15 protein-coding genes are annotated in these 20646 nt (G+C 47.5%); 4 read left to right on the forward strand and 11 right to left on the reverse strand.

All coding sequences use genetic code 11. From position 1 onward, the window contains the following. Nucleotides 1-18: 18 nt before the first annotated feature. A complete protein-coding gene (locus tag AC1DFM_RS05170) occupies nucleotides 19-1953 on the reverse strand; it encodes a hypothetical protein (RefSeq protein ID WP_477075664.1) in 1935 nt (644 codons plus the stop codon). A gap of 368 nt (nucleotides 1954-2321) precedes the next feature. On the opposite strand from AC1DFM_RS05170, the gene AC1DFM_RS05175 reads away from it, so the two are divergent. The 3 genes from AC1DFM_RS05175 to AC1DFM_RS05185 are packed head-to-tail and all read left to right on the forward strand — an operon-like array spanning nucleotide 2322 to nucleotide 4226. Continuing rightward, on the forward strand, nucleotides 2322-2975 hold the full coding sequence (locus tag AC1DFM_RS05175) for a FadR/GntR family transcriptional regulator (RefSeq protein WP_477075665.1): 654 nt from the start codon (nucleotides 2322-2324) through the stop codon (nucleotides 2973-2975). Between the two features lie 11 nt (nucleotides 2976-2986). Continuing rightward, nucleotides 2987-3820, forward strand: coding sequence for a sulfite exporter TauE/SafE family protein (locus AC1DFM_RS05180; protein WP_477075666.1), 834 nt, complete (start codon nucleotides 2987-2989; stop codon nucleotides 3818-3820). Nucleotides 3821-3830: 10 nt separating this feature from the next. Then, complete coding sequence (locus AC1DFM_RS05185; RefSeq protein ID WP_477075667.1) at nucleotides 3831-4226, forward strand: DUF1634 domain-containing protein; 396 nt, start codon at nucleotides 3831-3833, stop codon at nucleotides 4224-4226. A gap of 1 nt (nucleotide 4227) precedes the next feature. Here AC1DFM_RS05185 and AC1DFM_RS05190 read toward each other — a convergent pair whose 3' ends face one another. The 7 genes from AC1DFM_RS05190 to AC1DFM_RS05220 are packed head-to-tail and all read right to left on the reverse strand — an operon-like array spanning nucleotide 4228 to nucleotide 14809. After that, a complete protein-coding gene (locus AC1DFM_RS05190) occupies nucleotides 4228-4620 on the reverse strand; it encodes an acyl-CoA thioesterase (protein WP_477075668.1) in 393 nt (130 codons plus the stop codon). Nucleotides 4621-4654: 34 nt separating this feature from the next. After that, nucleotides 4655-5839, reverse strand: coding sequence for an N-acetylglucosamine-6-phosphate deacetylase (nagA, locus tag AC1DFM_RS05195; RefSeq protein ID WP_477075669.1), 1185 nt, complete (start codon nucleotides 5837-5839; stop codon nucleotides 4655-4657). 10 nt (nucleotides 5840-5849) lie between these two features. Next, nucleotides 5850-6587, reverse strand: a complete 738-nt coding sequence (locus tag AC1DFM_RS05200; RefSeq protein ID WP_477075670.1) for a glucosamine-6-phosphate deaminase — start codon at nucleotides 6585-6587, stop codon at nucleotides 5850-5852. 23 nt (nucleotides 6588-6610) lie between these two features. Then, nucleotides 6611-8053 (reverse strand): Gfo/Idh/MocA family protein, encoded by a 1443-nt coding sequence (locus AC1DFM_RS05205; protein ID WP_477075671.1) that lies wholly within the window; start codon nucleotides 8051-8053, stop codon nucleotides 6611-6613. 28 nt (nucleotides 8054-8081) lie between these two features. Next, nucleotides 8082-10103: an alpha/beta hydrolase family protein gene (locus tag AC1DFM_RS05210; RefSeq protein WP_477075672.1), complete on the reverse strand. Its 2022-nt coding sequence runs from the start codon at nucleotides 10101-10103 to the stop codon at nucleotides 8082-8084. A gap of 22 nt (nucleotides 10104-10125) precedes the next feature. Next, a complete protein-coding gene (locus AC1DFM_RS05215; protein ID WP_477075673.1) occupies nucleotides 10126-11682 on the reverse strand; it encodes a SusD/RagB family nutrient-binding outer membrane lipoprotein in 1557 nt (518 codons plus the stop codon). A 19-nt stretch (nucleotides 11683-11701) separates the two neighbouring features. Continuing rightward, entirely contained in the window at nucleotides 11702-14809 is a 3108-nt protein-coding gene (locus AC1DFM_RS05220) for a SusC/RagA family TonB-linked outer membrane protein (RefSeq protein WP_477075674.1), read from the reverse strand. A gap of 133 nt (nucleotides 14810-14942) precedes the next feature. Here AC1DFM_RS05220 and AC1DFM_RS05225 point away from each other — a divergent pair, with 133 nt between their 5' ends. Beyond that, nucleotides 14943-15956, forward strand: coding sequence for a LacI family DNA-binding transcriptional regulator (locus AC1DFM_RS05225; protein WP_477075675.1), 1014 nt, complete (start codon nucleotides 14943-14945; stop codon nucleotides 15954-15956). Nucleotides 15957-16259: 303 nt separating this feature from the next. Here the strand turns inward: AC1DFM_RS05225 and AC1DFM_RS05230 are convergent, their stop codons facing one another. From AC1DFM_RS05230 to AC1DFM_RS05240, 3 genes are all read right to left on the reverse strand, one after another. Further along, a complete protein-coding gene (locus AC1DFM_RS05230; protein ID WP_477075676.1) occupies nucleotides 16260-17735 on the reverse strand; it encodes an RICIN domain-containing protein in 1476 nt (491 codons plus the stop codon). A gap of 360 nt (nucleotides 17736-18095) precedes the next feature. Next, complete coding sequence (locus AC1DFM_RS05235) at nucleotides 18096-18884, reverse strand: TerC family protein (protein WP_477075677.1); 789 nt, start codon at nucleotides 18882-18884, stop codon at nucleotides 18096-18098. Nucleotides 18885-19059: 175 nt separating this feature from the next. Next, nucleotides 19060-20529 (reverse strand): RICIN domain-containing protein, encoded by a 1470-nt coding sequence (locus AC1DFM_RS05240; protein ID WP_477075678.1) that lies wholly within the window; start codon nucleotides 20527-20529, stop codon nucleotides 19060-19062. Nucleotides 20530-20646: the final 117 nt, after the last annotated feature.

A 20646-nucleotide genomic window follows, 5' to 3' on the forward strand; every position in this document is an offset into this window, starting at 1 on the left:
GTCTCATTCTTTTTTATATTAATGCACAATACTCATCAGGTAAGCATCCAGGCCCTCTTCCTTGCCCAGTGCCAGCTTTTGCTTAATCCGGTAGCGCGACATCAGGATACTCTTAGGCGCTACACCCATTCTCGAAGAAATTTCTTTCGTAGATAAGCCCATAGAAATATAGGAACAATGCTTCAAATCCAGGCGGGTGAGGCTATTACCAGCCTTCTCCTGCAAGCGGCTGAAAAACTCCGGATGAATATTTTCCAGCTCTGTTTTCGCCGTTTCAAAATCTTCGTCCATGCGTCGATGCTGATCGATCATGCGGGTAATTTGCCCCACCAGGTTACGATCGCCCGACTTCTCCGATAGCTTATCCTGCAAGGTTTGCAGCAATTCATTTTTCTGCTCTACCTGTAAAGCGCCTGCCAGCAAGTCTTTCTGCAGTTGCTCTTTTTGTGCCTGCATCAACTCCTGCTCCACCTGTAAACGCGCGGCTTCCTCTGTTTGTAAACGTGCCTGCAGCGCTGCCTCCTGCTTCTCCAATGCCAACGCCCTGGCCTCTTCTTCTTTCAACCGCACCTGCAACACCGCATCCTGCTTTTCCTTTTCCAACAAGGCTTGCTGCTGCATTGTAGATTTCAACCGGAAATGGTACGAGCGGAAAAGGAATACCAGTGCCAGTATACAGGCCACTATCAGTATCACATATACGATATTCAGCTTTTTATTGAAGGCCGCTTTTTCCTGTAAGGCGGTCAGCGCCTGCTCTCTTTGCTGCGATTGATACTGAGCTTCCAGCCTTTTGGCAATCGACATTTTCTCTGCATTGAAAGCAGCGGTATAATATTTAATGTACTCCCGTGAATAATCCAATGCGCCACGCAGATCCCCTTTTCTTTCCGATACCTCCGACAATGAGCCCATCACATGTGCCATTACATTGTTATCGGGAGATGTAGAGCGCTGCAGGGTTTCCAGCGCTGCCAACAACAAATTCGACGCGCGGTCATAATGCCCCTCCTCTGTTTCAAAGTTGCTCATCATGCCATAGCTGCTGGCAATGATTTCCTGCTGATTGGTGGCCACGCCTATTTCCAGGGAAATGTGCAGATAATTCAACGCCGAATCGCGGTAACTACGTGGAAAATATTCCGCATATAGGTTCGCGGTGTTCAACGCCACCAACCCCAATATGCTGGGGAAGCTGATCTGATTTTTATGTTGCTGATAATATTGGATGGCCGCCCGGTTGTAGTACAACGACGAATCCAACAATTGCCGGGCGCTGGTATCGCCGGTAAAGCGATGTTCATAACTACTGGCAACCGCCTGATAAGCATTACACTGATCATCCGGATCAGGGAAACGCTTGGCTGCATCGAGGGTCGCAAACGCGTAGCGCGACTGGTTCTCCAGATCATCCCAGTCGGCATAAATAGAAGAAAGATTATATAAGATGCTTGTCTCCAGACTATTGGCAGGCTGACCTACACCATATTTCAAGGCCTGTTGAAAACTCTTCACCGCATCATGTGGCTTGCCGATTCTGTTCTCCAGCCAACCTTTCCGGTACCATACATTTTCCATGGTGAGCGGATCACCGGATTGTTCTGCCAGCAGGAAAGCGCTGTCCAGCTGCTGCTGCACTTTCTTCACCTCTTCCTGTCCGAACATCAATGACACTAATGAGGAATGGCATTGTGCGGCATACTTACTATCCTTGATAGAACGGCTCATCGACAACGCCACCTGTGCATTGGCAAGCGCCTGTTTCTGATCGTAGCTCAATAAAGCACGACTTAATTTCAGTCTTGTTAATACCTGCTCCTCTGCGGTGAGCCCGGGTTGAGTTAACACCCGCTTCAATGAATCCGCCACCGTTTGGGCAGATAAGGTAGTAGTAGTTATCAGGCTAACAATGGCACATAATAAAAATACCAGCCCCGTTCTGATATGGTTCATCCGGCAAAAATACTATTTGTAGTTGTTTTGTAGATATAAAAATTACACCCCTGTAGTCACGTTGTAGATATACAAAACACCCCTAATCCGCCACTGTACTGTATTTTTGCATCAGAGTTCAATAAAAAAAGGAGCCATATGGAAAAATTGAAAAACCGGCATCCTACACCTGAACTTAACATCGCATATATACGGCCTTTCCTCTTTTGTTAGTCATCCCAAATTCTTTTTTTACATCTCTATAAAAAAAGATCATGCAGTAAACCGGCTCATTCCGGTTTACTGCATTTTTATTTTTACCGGGTTTTGAAAATTAAACATCTGATGTTTAAATAAACATCATACCTTTGTATCGCAAAACAAGGAAAATGGAACCGACCTCCAAATTATCCGATCGCGTCATCAACGCCATCCAGAAAGATATCTCCCAGGGGAAATATAAGCCCGGGCAAAAGATACCGGCGGAGCCGGAACTCATGGTACAATATGCCGTTGGCCGCTCCACCATCCGGGAAGCGATTAAAACCCTGGCCATGTCCGGTGTGCTCCGGGTACAACAGGGAGCCGGCACTTTTGTGAATGAAACCATCAAAGCAGAATCGCTGGACCAGCGCTTACGCCGGGCCGACTTCGAAGAAATTAACCAGGTAAGGCGCATGTTGGACTACGAAATCGTAAAGCTGGCAGCTGAAAACCATACCAAAGAAGATATTCATGAGATCAAGCTCCTGCTGGAACAACGGAAAAAAGCCATCCTGGAACAACAGTACCAACAATGCCTCGATGCGGATATCGCCTTTCATACAGCCATAGCCAAAGCATCCGGCAACAACGTACTGGCCGATCTGTTCCGCAGCTTCACAGTAGTGATCCGCGACTTCTTCACCAAACGCGATACCCAGAGCATTAGTCATTTTGCCATCAGCCATCATTTACATGAGGCACTTTATAAGGCCATCAAAAGCGGCAACGCCAAACAAGCCAGACAAGTGATGGAAGATATCCTGGACAACAATTATTAAATTTTTGAGAGATGAATATTTTGATTTTTAGTGTGATCCTGCTTGGAAGTGCGTACATGGCAGGACTGCTCGGCTCCATCACCGGATTGGGCGGCGGCGTGATTCTTATTCCCCTGCTCACCCTCATATTTCATGTGGATATCCGTTATGCCATTGGTACCGCCCTCCTGGCCTCTATCGCCAATTCCTCCGGTGCGGCCACTGCCTATATAAAAGAAGGCATCACCAACATCCGATTGGGCATGTTCCTGGAAATAGCCACCACCGCAGGTGCGGTAGGCGGCGCCCTCATCGCCATATTTATGCCGGTCAACGCTATCGCCATTCTGCTGGGCGTTGTATTGATTTTTTCCGCAGCCATGACCATCCGAAAAAAACACGCACATGTAGAGGAAACAGGGAGTAAACTATCTTACTTATTAAAATTAAATAGCAGCTACCCTACCCCCAATGGTCCAGTGGCTTACAAATTAAAAAATGTAGGTGGCGGATTTTCTATTATGCTGGTGGCAGGTGTCCTCTCCGGCTTACTGGGCATCGGTTCCGGCGCCTTAAAAGTATTGGCCATGGATAGCACCATGCGCATTCCCTTTAAAGTGAGTACTACTACCAGCAACTTCATGATCGGTGTTACCGCCGCCGCCAGCGCCGTAGTATACCTGCAACGGGGTTATATAGATCCGGGCATTGCCTTTCCTGTAATATTGGGTGTACTGGGCGGTGCCTTTACCGGAGCCAGAATACTCACGTTCATCAACCCTACTACGTTACGGATCATCTTCGGCATCGCCATTACGTTTGTAGCCATAGAAATGATCTATAACGGATTACATCATCAGTTTTAACAGCAATAATATGACACCATTTAAAAAATTATTGGGCGACCGCGATATTGAGTTATTCATTGGTCAGGTATTGAGAACCGGCGTGATCACCGCCAGCGGTACTGCTTTACTGGGTGGAATTTTTTATCTGGCACAGCAGGGCGCTGCCAGCGTTCCGGATTATAGCGTGTTTAAAGGAGAAGGCGCAGATTACACTTCCTTCCGTGGTATATTTCATGGGGTAGCTGCCGGCAATGCCACAGAAATTATTCAACTGGGCGTACTCATATTACTGGCTACTCCTATTCTCCGCATCTTTTTCTCCCTCATTGCCTTTGCACTGGAAAAGGATAAATTGTATGTGGTGATTACCACAATAGTGCTGGGGATTATTCTGTTCAGTATGTTCGGCGGACTGAAAATATAAACTACTCTTCTCTCAGTCGTTCATCCGTATACGTTATTTCCGTACGGCCATGTGGCACGGGTTTACCCTGTTCATCCACACTCACAAACACCATTTTATCAACAGTCAGAATGGTTTTCTGTGTAATCTTATTTCTCACCTGACAAGTCAGCGTTAAAGACGTACGACCGAAGTGCGTGGCCTTTATACCCAGTTCCACAATATCTCCCTGCCGGGCGGAGTTGATGAAGTTGATTTCAGACATGTACTTGGTAACACAACGATTGGTGCCCAGCTGAATAATTGAATAGATAGCCGCTTCCTCATCAATCCAGCGGAGCAGGCTACCGCCGAATAAAGTACCATGTGCATTCAGGTCCTCGGGCTTTACCCATTTCCGGGTGTAAAAATTCATGACAAATCAATTTTGGGCAAAGCTATCCCATTTCTTACATACGGTGTACAACTTTTCCGGCCACCATAGTTAACTGCACGTTAATGTCTTTATCAAAAATAACAATATCCGCGTCTTTCCCCGCTACCAGTGAACCTTTGCGGTCATTCACTTTCATAATGCGCGCGGGGGTATAACTCATCATCCGTACTGCTTCCGCCACAGGTACGCCTGCCAGCTGAATCATGTTACGCACCAATCGGTCGGCAGTAGCTACACTGCCTGCAAAAGCGCTACCATCGGTTAATTTGGCAACACCATCTTCTACCAGTACTTCCAATCCGCCGTTGAGTGGTCCCAAAATACTTTTACCCGGAGGCATGCCGGCTGCCCGCATGGCATCCGTGATCAATGCGGTACGATCCGCCCCCTTTATTTTGTAAATCAATTTTAACAACGATGCTGGTAAATGCACACCATCTGCAATTACTTCCGCATCTATTTCATCTATGAGATATACACTTTCAATAACGCCGGCATAGCGATACAGGTTACGCCGTGTTACGCCTGACATGGCAGAATAAAAATGCGTGGCCAGTGTATAACCACAATCTACCGCCTGAACTACTTCTTCATAAATGGCATCGGTATGCGCAATAGCCGGCAATATATGACGGCTACGCAGGTAATTGCCCATCTCCAGCGCGCCGGGCAATTCGGGCGCAACGCTCCAGCGAACGATATCGGAGCTGTATGCCAGTATTTCCTGGTACTCMGCCGGGTCGGGATTCCGGATATACCGTGGGTCCTGCGCACCACGCTGGCTCAGCGCAAAATAAGGCCCTTCCAGATGCATGCCCAGAAAAGCAGCCCCCTGATGAGGACTCGCCACGGCCTGCCGGTAGATATCCAGCGTATGCAGCAAATGCTCTTTTTCAGCAGTCAGCGTAGTAGGCACCATCGCGGTAGTGCCATAGCGTGCGTGCGTTTCCGTTATACCGTGAAATGCGGCTACAGTACCGTCCATGAAATCATGCCCACCGCCTCCATGAATATGCAGATCTATAAAGCCGGGAGCAATATAATTCCCCCCGGCATCAATAATAGTATCTGCATGTTCCGTTAAGGTGCCTTCTCCGACCGCCATTATTTTTCCTTCGCTGATCAGCAAACTTCCATCCGCTATTTCTCTGAAAGGGGTAATAATGCGGCCATTGATGATCTTAATTCTTTCGGGCATGTATATTATTTTAGGTAGATTGCAATTGCGCTGCCGATGCTTCATCCAGGTAAAACACACAGTTGGCATGTGTTTGCAATATGCTGGCGGGAAACAGATTGCTCACATCCTGTTCCAGGCTGTCTTTTACAGCGGCTGCTTTACGCGCTCCCGGCACGGAACAAATAATATGTTTCGCCAGCATGATCTGATGCACCGACATACTGATGGCCTGTAACGGCACGTCTGCCACACTATTAAACCAGCCTTCGTTGGTTTGCTGTTGCCGGCAGGCGGCATCCAGGTTCACTACAAGATACGGTTTAGTAGTGGTAAAATCTGCCGGTGGATCATTAAATGCCAAATGCCCGTTCTCTCCTATTCCTACCAGCGCTACATCAATAGGATGTGCGGTGATAATATCGCTCAGCCGCGCGCATTCTTMTTCAGGATTCGATTCCCCGTTGATCAGGTACACCGATTTAAGTGGCGGTACTTTTTCCAGAAATCGCTCTCTCAGGTACTTCCGGAAGCTGGCCGGGTGTGTTACCGGTAAGCCAATATATTCATCGAGATGAAACATATTTACTTTTCCCCAATCAATATCTGCGGTGATGAGCTGACGAAGGGTTTCAAACTGACTGGTACCGGTGGCCAATATCACATTGGCACTACCTTTTTCTTTGATGGCGGCCTGTATAAGCACAGCAGCGGCATCGCCCGCGGTGATTCCCAGGGCATGTGGGTCTTTGGATCTGATTATTTTCATGATAATTGTTTTTCGGGAGATGATTATTTTTTGCCCTTTACACCAGTGGTACCACCCTGCTGTAAAGAAATGTCTATGGGCTTATTGGTTTTCCAGGAGCCATTTGTAAAATCGGGGATATCAATGGACGCAGAACGATTAGCCACAGACCATTCACTCAGCGGACCAATAGCACTCCAGGCGGCGGCATCGTATACATCAATATCCACAGGCAAACCATTGCGAAGGCAATCTATCAATCGCCAGTCCATCAGGAAATCCATCCCACCATGGCCGCCTACTTGTTTCGCCATTTCGCCTATTTTTTTTATCAGCAACGGCGTATACTTTTCTTCGAGCTGCTTAAAAGCTTCCGGCGTAATCCAGCCTTCATGGCTGGTGGCAATTCTCGGCTCCAACGGATACTTCTGCGCAGTGGCTTTGGTACCACTCACCAGGTGAAGACGGGAATATACCCGCGGAGAGGTGACATCGTGCTGTAACATAATGGTACGTCCCTTCCGGGTACGAATAGTAGTGGTATTCATATTGCCTCGGAAATGAGCGCCCACATAAGGTTTAAAGGCATCGTCCTTTTCAGTGGAAGTAACCGCCAGGTCATGCATCATAAAATCATTGCTTTGCATAGACACCAAATATTCCATGCTATCGCCACGATTTACGTCCAGTACCTGACATACCGGCCCCAGTCCATGCGTAGGATACAGGTTGCCGTTGCGATGCGCATTTTGTTTGAGTCGCCATAAATCATAACGTGCTTTTTTATCGAAAAGGCTCGGTAAAATATCGTGGATATAGGCGCCCTCACAGTGTACAATATCTCCGAAAAATCCTTGTCGCGCCATATTCAGCGTAAGTAGCTCAAAGAAATCGTAACAGCAGTTTTCCAGCAATACGCAATGTTTCCTGGTTTTTTCAGAAGTCTCCACCAGTTGCCAGCATTCTTCCACGGTAACGGCAGCGGGAATTTCCGTGGCCACATGCTTACCATGCAACATGGCATACAATGCAATAGGCGTATGCAAATCCCAGGGCGTAGCAATATATACCAGATCTATGTCATCGCGCTCGCAAAGTTGCTTCCAGGCATCCGCAGAGTCCGTATATACGTGAGGGTTATATCCGGCGCCTTTAATACGCTCTTGCGTTTTCGCAACCATCTCCGGACGGATATCACACAACGCTTTTATTTCAATGCCCTGCAGATAAGTAATCCGCTCTACCGCGGCTGATCCTCGATTTCCCAAACCAATGTAGCCAATGCGCACCGTATCTATTTTAGGCGCGGCATAACCACTCATGTTAAACTGCTGCTTGTACTTACGGCCCGCCTGCTTACGGATCTGATCCAGCGCCTTACCAGCTTTTTCCTGTGCGGTGAGGGCGCCGGGTAATAGCGCACTACCGGTAACTCCAGCCCCTGCAAGCCCCAAAAGTTTTAAAAAGTTTCTGCGATTATTTTTCATGTACGTGTTTTTCGGATGATATATTTTGCTAACGACCAGCCACCATCACCGTTTCACCGGCCTGTTTGCATTGCTTCCGCTGTGTGTTAAAAGTATTTTTGTAACTATCCAGTTCTTCACCACTGATAGCGCGACCACTCATACTCACAGGCCCATGAAACACGACTTGTGTTCCACTCAATGCCGCTGCCAGGGACATATCTCCCCATACTATAAATCCAGGGATATGCACCGCCATGCTGAAAAAGTCGATGCCCTCACGTTCATCAAACCGATAGCTAACCGGGCTATTCTCCAGCGTTACCGCTGCTATACGGTTGCCCAATGCAGCTGTTAGTAAACATGCCACGCCAGCTTCCTTACTACCGTTGAGCCATATACGAACATTCCCATATTGTGTTTGCAAATATTGTAAGATGAGTTGCAGATCATTGACCCACTTGCCCTGCACCGTGGCGCCCAGCCACAACGCAGAACGGGCCAGCGTATGAAAGGGCGGCAATGCACCATCTACAGTGGTAGCCATCGCGGAACTTTGTTCTCCCGTGCCCCATAGGTCCACCAGCACCACACCACTACCGCTGTTCGTTAATTCATGCAATAGGGAAGCAGCGATACTGTCTTTCCCACCGGGATGCGTTACTACCACAAATCCTTTATTCGGATCGGCTGGCGCGCGCAGCAGTAGCGGTATTAACGACCCATCCGTTGCTTCGATGGCCATTCGTTTCCACCCCTGTTCCGGCGAATAGCTATGCGTCGTTTTAATAGCCCTGTTTTCGTTGAGGCCTAACAGTTGCTTCAGTGCATTTCTCTTCTCTGTTACATTCACAGGAGTGGTAGGCGGCAATGAATGTCCTTGCTGCCGGCACCAGGCGGCCGTACTCATCACTACATCCGGTCTTTTTGCATCCGGGAACGTGAGTAGTTGTGCAGGAGGGAGTAATTCAAAAGGCGCTTCCTTCTTCGGTGCACCGGTGCCCGTACCTTTTAAATACAGGTCCATCCAGCCCAACATAGCTTCTCTTATTTCCGGCCAGTAACCATGCGTAGTATTGAACAGCTGATAGCTCAGCTGTTGATGGGCGCGCAACAGATCATAAACAGCGCCGGCATTTTTGTAGCTGCGCAACATTTCCGATGGCGCAAATGCCTTATTATTATCATTCAGTGCATTGCATATTTTTAACGCCCGCGGCGCCACCAGTGAAAGTACGCCCGCTTCTTCTGTATACGTTAATCCGCCGGGCAACAACTCACATACACAATTGCTGTTCAGGATATACGATTCAAAAGTGCCAACACTCACCACGGGCACGGATGCCTTAATCCGTTCATCCATTGCCGTTAGCCACATCGTTTGATTGCCTCCTCCGCTGGCACCGGTAGCGCCTATACGTTCCTTGTCTACTTCCGGCATACTGCATAGGAGATCCACGCCCCGCATATTATCGGTGAGCTGCATTCCCAATAAGGTGTTGCCGGTATTCATCAGCGATGCGCCCAGGTTGGCGCCGTGGTATTCTGCTACACCGGCAACGGTGGTTCTTTCACCGGCGCCCCAGGCATCTGCTGATAAACACACGTACCCATTCATCGCGAGTGTTTGCGACACACCGCGCACGGTTTCCCCCATACGGCCGTCTTTCCAGTGGCCGTGCATATTTACTACGGCGGGAAACGGCCCTTTGCCATCCGGGATATATACATTGGCGGTTGCATATACCCCCGGACGTGTTTGAAAATAAATATTCCTGATACTGTAGCCCTGCTGCTGCGTGCGACCGGTTTCTTTTACATCCAGGGGCAGCGCATGATCTATCACCGCCCCGCTGGAGCGCAGGATGGCCGCCCGCAGTTGCTGACGCTGCTGCTCCCATTCAGCTGCGGTGCCAGGCAGTACTTGCCGCTGAAAAGCAGTAGCTGCCTGTTGCCGGAGCTGTTGCTGCAGGATGTCTGTGCGATCGCCGGAAAAAACTTTCGGCAACGGCCCCTGCGGAGAAAAGAATAGTGAGGACAATACCATACCAATGAGAAAGAAATATTTCAAGTGTTCCTGATTTTAAAAGTGATCAATCCACATCCCACCATAGGCGCGTTGCGGCATTATCCGCGCCACCCAGTAACTGTATACCTTTTTTCAGTTCAATGCCGTTATTGATAGCTTCCGTTGAAGGATAAGGCAAACGCTTAATGAAAGTACCTGCCGGCAAATCAGGATTGTCTGATTGCACCACCGGGTACATCACCGGGAAGCCACTACGGCGGAATTCCGCCCAGCCTTCCAGTCCATCCGGATAAATAGCCAGCCATTTCTGCGTGCCAATCTGTTGTCTTTGTACCGCTATGGCGGTACCGAATTTAACCGGTATATCGGCTACCGCAGGCGAATTCTCCACATCACCCGGTGCTGCCGGCACCGCGGTAGAATTCGTATAGGCAGCTACGATAGTGGCATCTTTTATACCCCAGTTTTCCATGCTCACAGCAATACCTTTTTCGTACAGGTCTTTCGCGTTGCCATCCATATTCCAGCCGTTCAAAGCGCCCTCTGCCCGGAGGAAATAAGCCTCTGCGGCCATCATCACGTGCTTGGAGGCCTCCAGTAATGGATTCCAGGATTTATTTAAGGCATTATAAGATACCCAATAACTGCCAACATTCGAAGTCTGCGCCGGCTGATTCAACGGGTTATTTAGCGCCACCGCCGGAGAACCATTACGCACCCCTCTGAAAGTACCGCCGTTGGCTGCCGGTTGAAAGAAAACACTCATACGCGGATCATTATAGCCTTTCAGGTAAGAGGCCATAGTAGCACTCATGCTGAACTCATTGTAGGAAGCCACCCGCGCCAAACCATTGCCATCATTGCCGTTTAATGATTTTTTCATCATAGCTGTATGTGAAACGGCTGTCATTACACCTGCAATCACCGCAGCTTCTGCTTCTGTTTTAGCGCGCTCTGGCTGCACTTTGGAGATACGCAACGCTAAACGCAAACGGAGGGTATTGGCAAAACGAATCCACTGTTGCACATCTCCCTGGTAAATAATATCATAGCTCCCAAATACATTGGTAACACTTCCCGCTTTCAGACTCTTCACCGCATGATCCAGGCGCTTGAAAAAGTCGTCGTAAATTTTATCCTGCGCGTCATATGCAATTACATCCTGTGCTTTACCAGCATCAAAATACGCTACCGGCCCAAAGTAATCAGTAAGGTGATGAAACGCATATACCCACATGATTTCTGCCAACGCATACTCGCCGGAATTCTCGGGGGTGTTTTCAAAGATGGTACGCAACTGCGGTACCGTTTGCACATACGCAATAATGCCGGGACGCGGCAACCAGCCATCATTAATCACATAACGATCCGTTTGAAAACTGGTAGTGCTCAATGCAAAATATTGTGCATATAAATCGACGTAGAGATTCTGTACCGTTTGATAATAGCTCTGGCTAATGCCCGCAGATGATTCCGCTCTCGCAAACATAAACGGCAGCTCTCCTTTGCCTACCCCCGTTAATGCCGACGGGTCGGTATTCATGGCATCAAAATTCTTGGTGCAGCTGCCCAGCATAACCGTCAGCGCCAGCGGAAGTATATATCTCATTTGCTTTTTCATGACAGGTGTTTTTTAATAACTAAAACGATACGTTCAAATTCAGACCAAAGCTGCGTACTGCAGGCGGCAGGCCCGCTTCCACCCCCTGGTAATTGCTGGTTCCCACGGCGGACTCCGGATCTACCGGCAAAGTACGTTTAGCCATTCCCGGTATATCCAGCTGTGCTTTTCCTCTGTACAGGAAGAAGAGATTGCGCCCCGTAACAGACAAGCGCGCCCGCTTAATCAAACTATGTGATACATCAAAGTCGTATCCAACAGATAATTCCCTCAATCGGAAATTAGTAGCGCTGAAAGCGAAGAACTGCCCCCATCCGTCACGGCCACCCTGAGAGACTTTAGTCCAGAATTTTTCCGCATCAATCGCAGTAGTATTTGCCGAACCATCTGCATGTACACCCGGCAATACCCAGCCACCATCACGATAAGCAGTGGTATAATCCGCTACGCCATAAGCCGCTATCATGGCATCGGTACCGGATATAACAGTACCGCCTACACGTCCATCTAATAAAAACGACATGCTGAACTTTTTATATTGCAACTGGTTGCTCCATCCTAATGTAAACCTGGGATTAAAGTTGCCCAGGTACTGGTTTTGCGCGACCTGTGGTAAACCATCCGTACCAATCAGGTACTGGCCGGTTTTAGGGTCTTTCGCCCACGCATATCCATACATATCTCCATAGCTGCCACCCGTTCTTACCTGCACTGTGGCAAAGTTCGGAGAAGAAGACAACGCCGTTTGCGTTACCTTATCTGTCAGGTACAGAATTTTATTTTTATTGGTAGCGAAGTTCACGCTGGTATTCCAGGTAAAATCTTTTCCTTGTACCGGTGTACCATTCAACATCAGCTCCAGCCCGCGGTTTTCCACATTACCGGCATTGATGTACTGGTCGTCAAATCCGCTGGCCTGCGGCAAGCCCACTGGCAACAACTGATTGATGGTATTGTTTTTATACACCGTGGCATCCAGTCCCAGACGGCCACCCAGGAACTTCCACTCCAGGCCGACTTCATACGATTTGGTTTGTTCCGGCTTCAGGTTATGAATGGATTTGGTGCTACCGCGATATACAAATCCTTTACCGGCGCCTTGCACATAATAATAGGGCTGCAACAACTGGTAAGGATCTGCATCATTACCCACCTGTGTATACGCCGCACGCACCTTACCAAACGTAATCCAGGCAGGCATCTTCATCATATCAGACAATACAGCAGATAAGCCTGCAGAAGGATAAAAATAGCTGTATGGACTTGGTAAAGTAGAAGACCAGTCGTTACGCGCACTCACATCCAGGTAGAGGTACTGCCTGAAATCCAGTTGCGCATTGGCATATACCGATTGTATTTCCCTTTCAATGGTAGTATTGGTAGTAGCTGGCGCCGAAGCAAACATCAGGTTAAAACGATTAGGAATACTCAGCCCATTGGCTAATGCCTGTGAATTGTAGCCGCGACTGGTGAGCACGCTGGCGCCGGCATTATAGCTCACATGGAAATCACCGGATAATTTGTTGGTACCGGATAACAACACATCCATATTGCGCTCCCAATGATTCACAAAGGCTTCCTGGTAACGTCCACCCGGCTGCACCGGAAATGCCGTAGTACCATTGTAATACGCGGCGGTGATTTTATCATCATAACGGTCAAGGCTATATCTTGCCTGCAGGTTCAGCCAATCGGTGAGCCGGTATTTCGCAGCACCCACCAGCATAATACGATTGCGGGATTCGTTTAACGTATTGCGGTACACATCCCAGTAAGGATTCTGGAAGATGGTAGAGGTGGTCCAGTAAAGTGGATATGGTTGCCCTGTTGCATCAATTGCCTCAAAACGCTTTAGCGAATCCTTACTCAAATCACGCGGCATCATATAGGCTTCATTGGCTACGCCCTGATCGCCCAAACGTGGCTTGTGCTTGATATCCTGGCTCATATAAGTGAGCTTTACATCGGCCGTTAAGCGGGGCAATACGTCGGCGCTTACACGCAAATTCAGCGTATTTCTATCCAGCCGGTTATTACGAATAATACCATTGCTGATATTGTTGGTATAGGAAGCGTACCCCCGCAACTTTTCGCTACCGCCGGAAATATCGATGGAATTATTGATGGTGCTGCCATTGGTAAAAAAGCTCCGCACATTATCCGGATAAGTAGTGGCTTTAGCTCCCCAGCTGGCCGCAGCCTGCGAACCTGCCTGCCCCTGGCTGCCACCGCCATAAGTGTTCTGAAATTTCATCAGCAAATTAGGCTGATCTAAAGAGGCACCACCATTGTAGTTCACCTGTAGCTTTCCGGTTTTACCACTTTTGGTAGTGATAATGATCGCTCCATTTGCCGCGCGACTCCCATACAACGCCGCTGCCGCAGGGCCTTTTAGGATATTCATGGACTCCACATCCTGCGGATTGATACTGGCCGCGCCATCACTACCGGAATAGCTGCTGCTGATTCCCTTGGGCTGGGTAGACACCGCATTGGCAGAGCCACCACCGCGAGGTTCGGTAGACATCGTATTATCAATGGGTACCCCATCTACCACAATCAACGCGTTATTATTACCGGCAATAGAACGATTACCACGTAATACTACCCGCACTGCGCCACCAGGGCCGGAAGCCGCCGGTGTTATTACCACGCCGGCAACCTTACCACTCAGTGTATTCATGATATTAGCACTGGGATCTTTTACGGTATTAATGGCCGCATTATTTAGCTGCTGTGTAGAATAGCCCAGGGAGCGGGTTTTACGCTCAATACCCAGCGCGGTGACTACCACTTCATTCAAACCCGTAGCACTTTGTTTCAGGGAAATGTCAAGTGTTTGTTGGTCATGCACTACTACTTCTTGTTTGTCATACCCCACATACGTAAACACCAGTACGGCGCCGGAAGTGGCACTGATACTAAAGGTTCCATTGGCATCCGAACTAACGCCACGGGAAGTTCCTTTTACATTCACATTCACACCTGGCAGTGGCGCTCTGGTAGCGGCATCACGTATTACGCCTTTAAGAGATATTTGATTTTGTGCAGACAATTGCCACGGCATGATAAAAATAATCATCGACAGAAAGTACAGGTGTAGCTTATAGCTGGTACAACTTCTCATAACGTTATGAAGTTTATTAGTGATCCTGGTTGGTATTTATTAAATCTAAAATACACGGGATCAGATCTTTGTTAAGAAATATCACCGAGAACGTTACCGATTCACTATATTTATCACAACCACCTGAAGAAGAATGCGCCGACACTATGCTACTATAAAAGATATTGCTCATGCGTTAAACATTTCTGTGTCCACCGTTTCCCGGGCATTGAGAGATACGTATGATGTAAGTGCAGACACCCGGAAGCTGGTGCTGGAAATGGCTACCACCTTAAATTACAAGCCTAACTTCAACGCTACGGGATTGGTAAAAAACAGTACCCATAACCTGGCAGTGATTTTACCCGGCATCACGAATTATTATTTCTCTACGGTATTCACGGGCATACAGGAAGTGGCGTATAGCCACGGCTACAACATTATTTTATACGTTACCAACGATGATGCCGGGCGAGAGCTGAATATCATCCGGAATCTTTCTTTCAGCAGCCTGGATGGCCTGCTGGCATCGGTTTCTTCACAGGCAGATTCCTGTGATCATTTTCAGGAAATCATTGACGACGGTATTCCCGTGGTATTTTTCGACCGGGTAGCCGCCAACATTCCTACTTCTAAAGTAATGCAGGATGACTACAACGGCGCTTTTGAAGCTACCGAACACCTGATCGCCAACGGCTATACGAAAATTGCGCACATCGCAGGGCCGGAAGGCCTCACCTTTACCACCAGCCGCTTGAACGGTTATCTGGACGCGCTGCATAAACATAAATTACCCGTTCGCAAAAAATGGCGGATACATTCCGGATTTACGCAGGAATGTGGTGAAAATGATATGGAACAACTATGGAAGCTGAATGATAAGCCAGATGCGGTGTTTGCGGTAAACGACCGCAAAGCGGTAGGCGCCATACTCACACTAAAGAAAAAGAATATCGCGGTAGGGAAAGAAGTGGGGGTAATCGGTTTTACCAACGACCCTGTATCGGCTATCATCTCTCCCTCCCTTACTACTATAGCAGAACCAGCTTTTGAGATAGGAAAAAGAAGTTGCCAGCTGCTACTGAATCATATCAAAAAGAAAAATTTTATCCCCGAAGAAATTATCCTGCCCGGAAAATTAATTATCCGGGAAAGCAGCATACGGTAGAAATTACGAATTACAAATTACGAATTACGGATTTGTGAGAAGATATAAGCGAAGGTGATATTCGCGTTTACTATCTTCTCACAAATCCGTAATTCGTAATTTGTAATTCGTAATTTCTACCGTATACCCTTTTCCGTTATTATTTAGCTTCACACAGGTGCAAACCGCAATACGCTCCTTTTTTAATAGCAGAAAGCATAAAGCCGAAGGCAAAAAGCTATTGTCGCGAGTGATGATCCGCTATCATAGCTTTTTGCTTTCGGCTTTATGCCTTTTGTTATTCCTGAAAACTAAATTGTTCTTTTATAACTTCTCAATTTGCCATTGCTGGTTACCACCGGCATTCCAATACCATTGAATGATACTGGCGCCATTGGCAGTGGAAGCGCCATTTACATCCAACGCCATTCCACTACTTACATTCATCACCCGATAATAGCCAAAACCTATATCTATGATGTTCCATTGCTGATTTACACCACCCCAGTAATCCCACTGAATAATACCAGTACCGCCATTATTGGAGGGAGTATCCAGTGATTTATTACTGTTACGGTTGGTAATAGCAAAGTTTCCGCTGCCCAGGTCAGTCATTTTCCACTGCTGGTTATTACCACCCCAATAAGCCCACTGGTTAATGGTTCCGCCGTTGCTGGTGGAGCTGTTATACACATCCACCGCTTTGCCGCTCAGCGAACAAATCATCTTATACCAGGCATTACCATCAAAGGTAGCAGCAGGTTGGGTAACGTTTGTCAGTCCCCATGCATACTGCAGGCGGGTCAGACCGGAAGTATTGGTAGTAGTAACGGTACCACCATTAATGGCCGTTATCGAATAATAATCACCGGTACATAACCCTGGCCAATACACGCAGCCTATGCCACGGTTACGGATACCATTGGTCATCCCCTGATAATAAGTAGCATCGACATTGGTGCCTGGTGCTGCCAGGTAATCCACACTGGGGGTGGTGGTCATAGGAACTCCAAATTCGGTGACTACGGTTCTGTCGGGGTAAGCCAGTGCATTGATGGCTGTTTCCCACTCGGCGCTCGTGTGTTTGTCCGGTTCAAACCAGGTGTAGTCGTGGAAAGACAATAAACAGGAACTAAACCGGCTATCTGCGCCCACGCCGTTAACATCTCCTGCATACCCGGCCCCATCCAGCATGATGCGGTTTCTGGGTACATTCGGATAATGCGAGAGCCAGTCTGCATAAAGGTTGTTCAGGTTAGCCAGGCTATACCCGTGAGGCTCATTAAATACCTCGAAAAAAACGTTATCATTGCCACTGTATCTGTTAACCACGGCTTGCCACATGGCCCAGAATTGCGTTAAATTGTCCACTGTTCCATCCTGGGAGCTGTACGCTTCCCAATAAGCGATGATGACTTTCATACCACTATTGGCTGCGGTATCAATAGCGCCTACGTAACTATTCCACCAGGCGCTGGAGGTAGTAGGTGGGTTAATGGGAATACGAATAGTATTGGCACCTCTAACTTTAAAGGCATTCACAATATTAATCGCTTTGGCGGCGGTAGTAGCATAGCTGTCCGACGAATTCAGCCCGCTGATTACCAACGCATTGTCATTGAAATTATTTGCCGGATCGGCCCAGTTCATGCCCTTGAAGTCCGAGGAAGCCGTTAGTAGCTCCGACTTGGCTATCATGGTCTTTTCTCCTGGTATTTTTGCGACTATATTTTCTTTCAGGTTCTTAGTACAGCCAGCAAAAAGGACGACCAACAGCAAATAGAATAGTAATCGTTTCATGATGAATTACTTTTAAACGTGAAAAATGGAGGGTTAATAAAAAAATCAGCTTTCTGTGGAATAACGCCGGCAATATAGAGGTGTTCCGATCGTACCCTGGGGGAGTAAATCGTTTAAAACAGGGGGTAAATTAGTATTCTTGTAAAAGTGAAATTAATAAGACAATTTAACTGCGGGGTCGCTTCAGTAGCCCATTTCCGGAGAAGCCTGCGCCTGCCCGATAAGCTGAAGGACTAATACATATTAAGTATCCTGGAAAAAATTATCCTTCCCGGGAAATTGATTGTCTGGGAAAGCAGTATACGAAAATAAACGTATACCCCTTCCCGTTATTATGTAGTTTTCCGGAAGATAAATACCTTATTGTTCACTATCCGGAAATTCGGGCTGATGGAGCTTTACCGGCTTTTCCGAACGTGCTCTCATTTTGAGGTTGAGTACTTCTATGAATACGGAAAATGCCATCGCAAAATAAATATATCCTTTAGGAATATGCTGATCAAAGCTCTCTGCAATCAATGACACACCAATCAGTAACAGGAACGACAACGCCAGCATTTTTACCGTAGGGTGCTTGTTCACAAAATGACTGATGGATTCAGATGCCAGCATCATCACACCTACGGCAATCACTACCGCTGCAATCATAATTTCCACATGATCTGCCATACCCACTGCTGTAATCACAGAGTCCAGCGAAAACACAATATCCAGTAATAAGATTTGTACAATCACCTGCCCGAATCCTAATGCTTTCGCATTGGCATTTCCATGTTCTCCTCCTTCCAGTTTCTCGTGAATTTCGGCCGTACTTTTATAAATCAGGAACAACCCACCAATCAGCAAAATAAGATCTCTGCCGGAGATAGCAGACTTCTCCAGCCAGTCCGGATTTTGCAATCCTATCCACTCCCCTACATTAAACAACGGTTTGGTCAATGACATGATCCAGCTAATGGAAAGCAGTAATAAAACGCGGACAAACATGGCCAGCCCCAATCCCAGACGGCGCGCCTTCTTTTGCTTTTCCAACGGCAGCTTCCCCGCCAAAATGGAAATAAATACAATGTTATCGATCCCCAATACTATTTCCAGTACGGTCAGCGTCAAAAGACTAATCAGCGCATCTACGGTGAGCAGGTGTTCCATAATTGACAGTTATCTATAGGTTGTTACATGTGTAAACCGTAAGATACTTCCTTTTTTTATAGCAAAAAGCATAAAGCCGAAAGCAAAAAGCTATTATAGCGAGTGATTATCCGCGCAATAGCTTTTTGCTTTCGGCTTTATGCTTTTTGCTATTCCGGAAAGCTGATAGATTTTCTTATAACTTCACTATCTGCCATTGCTGATTTCCACCAGCATTCCAATACCATTGAATAACAGCAGCACCATTGGCAGAAGAAGCCCCGTTTACATCCAACGACATTCCACTACTTACATTCATCACCTGGTAATAACCAAAACCTATATCCACTACATTCCATTGCTGATTAACACCACCCCAGTAATCCCACTGAATAATACCAGTACCGCCGTTATTGGAGGGTGTATCCAGTGATTTATTACTGTTACGATTGGTAATAGCAAATTTTCCGCTGCCCAGGTCACTCATTTTCCACTGCTGGTTATTACCACCCCAATAAGCCCACTGGTCAATAGTTCCGCCGTTGCTGGTGGAGCTGTTATACACATCCACCGCTTTGCCACTTGAGGAACAAATCATCTTATACCAGGCATTACCATCAAACGTAGCGGCAGGTTGCGTAATGTTGGTTATTCCCCACGCATACTGCAGACGGGCCAGACCAGAAGCATTGGTCGTAGTAACGGAACCACCGCTGAGTGCTGTTACGGCATAATAGTCGCCGTCTCTTAACCCCGGCCAATACACGCAGCCAATTCCACGGTTATGGATACCGTTAGTCATCCCCTGATAGTAAGTAGCATCTCCATTGGTGCCCGGTGCAGCCAGATAATCCACACCGGTGGTCATGGGAATACCAAATTCAGTGACTACGGTTCTGTCGGGGTAAGCAAGTGCGTTGATCGCTGTTTCCCAATCCGCGCTGGTATGTTTGGTATTATCAAACCAGGTGTAGTCATGGAAAGACAACAAACAGGAACTAAACCGGCTGTCTGCCCCTACACCATTGACATCTGTGGCGAACCCGGCACCATCCAGCAGGATGCGGTTTTTAGGTACGTTTGGATAATGTGTAAGCCAGTCTGCATAGAGGTTATTCAGGTTAGCCAGGCTATACCCGTGAGGTTCATTAAATACCTCGAAATAAACGTTGCCATTGCCACTGTATCTGTTAACCACAGTTTGCCACATAGCCCAGAACTGCGTTAAATTGTCCACTACTCCATCGCGGGAGCTGGCGGCCTCCCAATAAGCGATGATTACTTTCATGCCACTATTAGCCGCCGTATCAATAGCACCTATGTAACTATTCCACCAGGCCTGGGAAGCTGTAGGTGGATTAATGGGGATACGAATAGTATTGGCGCCCCTTTGCTTGAAGGCATTCACAATATTAATCGCTTTGGTGGCGGTAGTAGCGTAGCTGTCTGATGAACTCAGCCCGCTGGGTACCACCCAATCATCTTTGAAATTATCTGCCGGATCGGCCCAATTCATTCCCTTGAAATCCGAGGTGGCTGCTAATAGCTCCGAATTGGCTACCACGGCTTTTTCTCCGGGGATTTTGGTGACTAAATTTTCTTTCAGGTTCTTAGTACAGCCAGCAAAAAGGACGACCAACGGGAAATAGAATAGTAATCGATTCATGGTGAATTACTTTTTAAACGTGAAAAATCGAGGGTTAATAATATCAGCTTTCTGTGGAATAACGCCGGCAATATAGGGGTGTTCCGATCGTACACCGGGGGAGTAAATCGTTTAAAA

The organism is Chitinophaga sp. 05T412, from assembly GCF_056396465.1.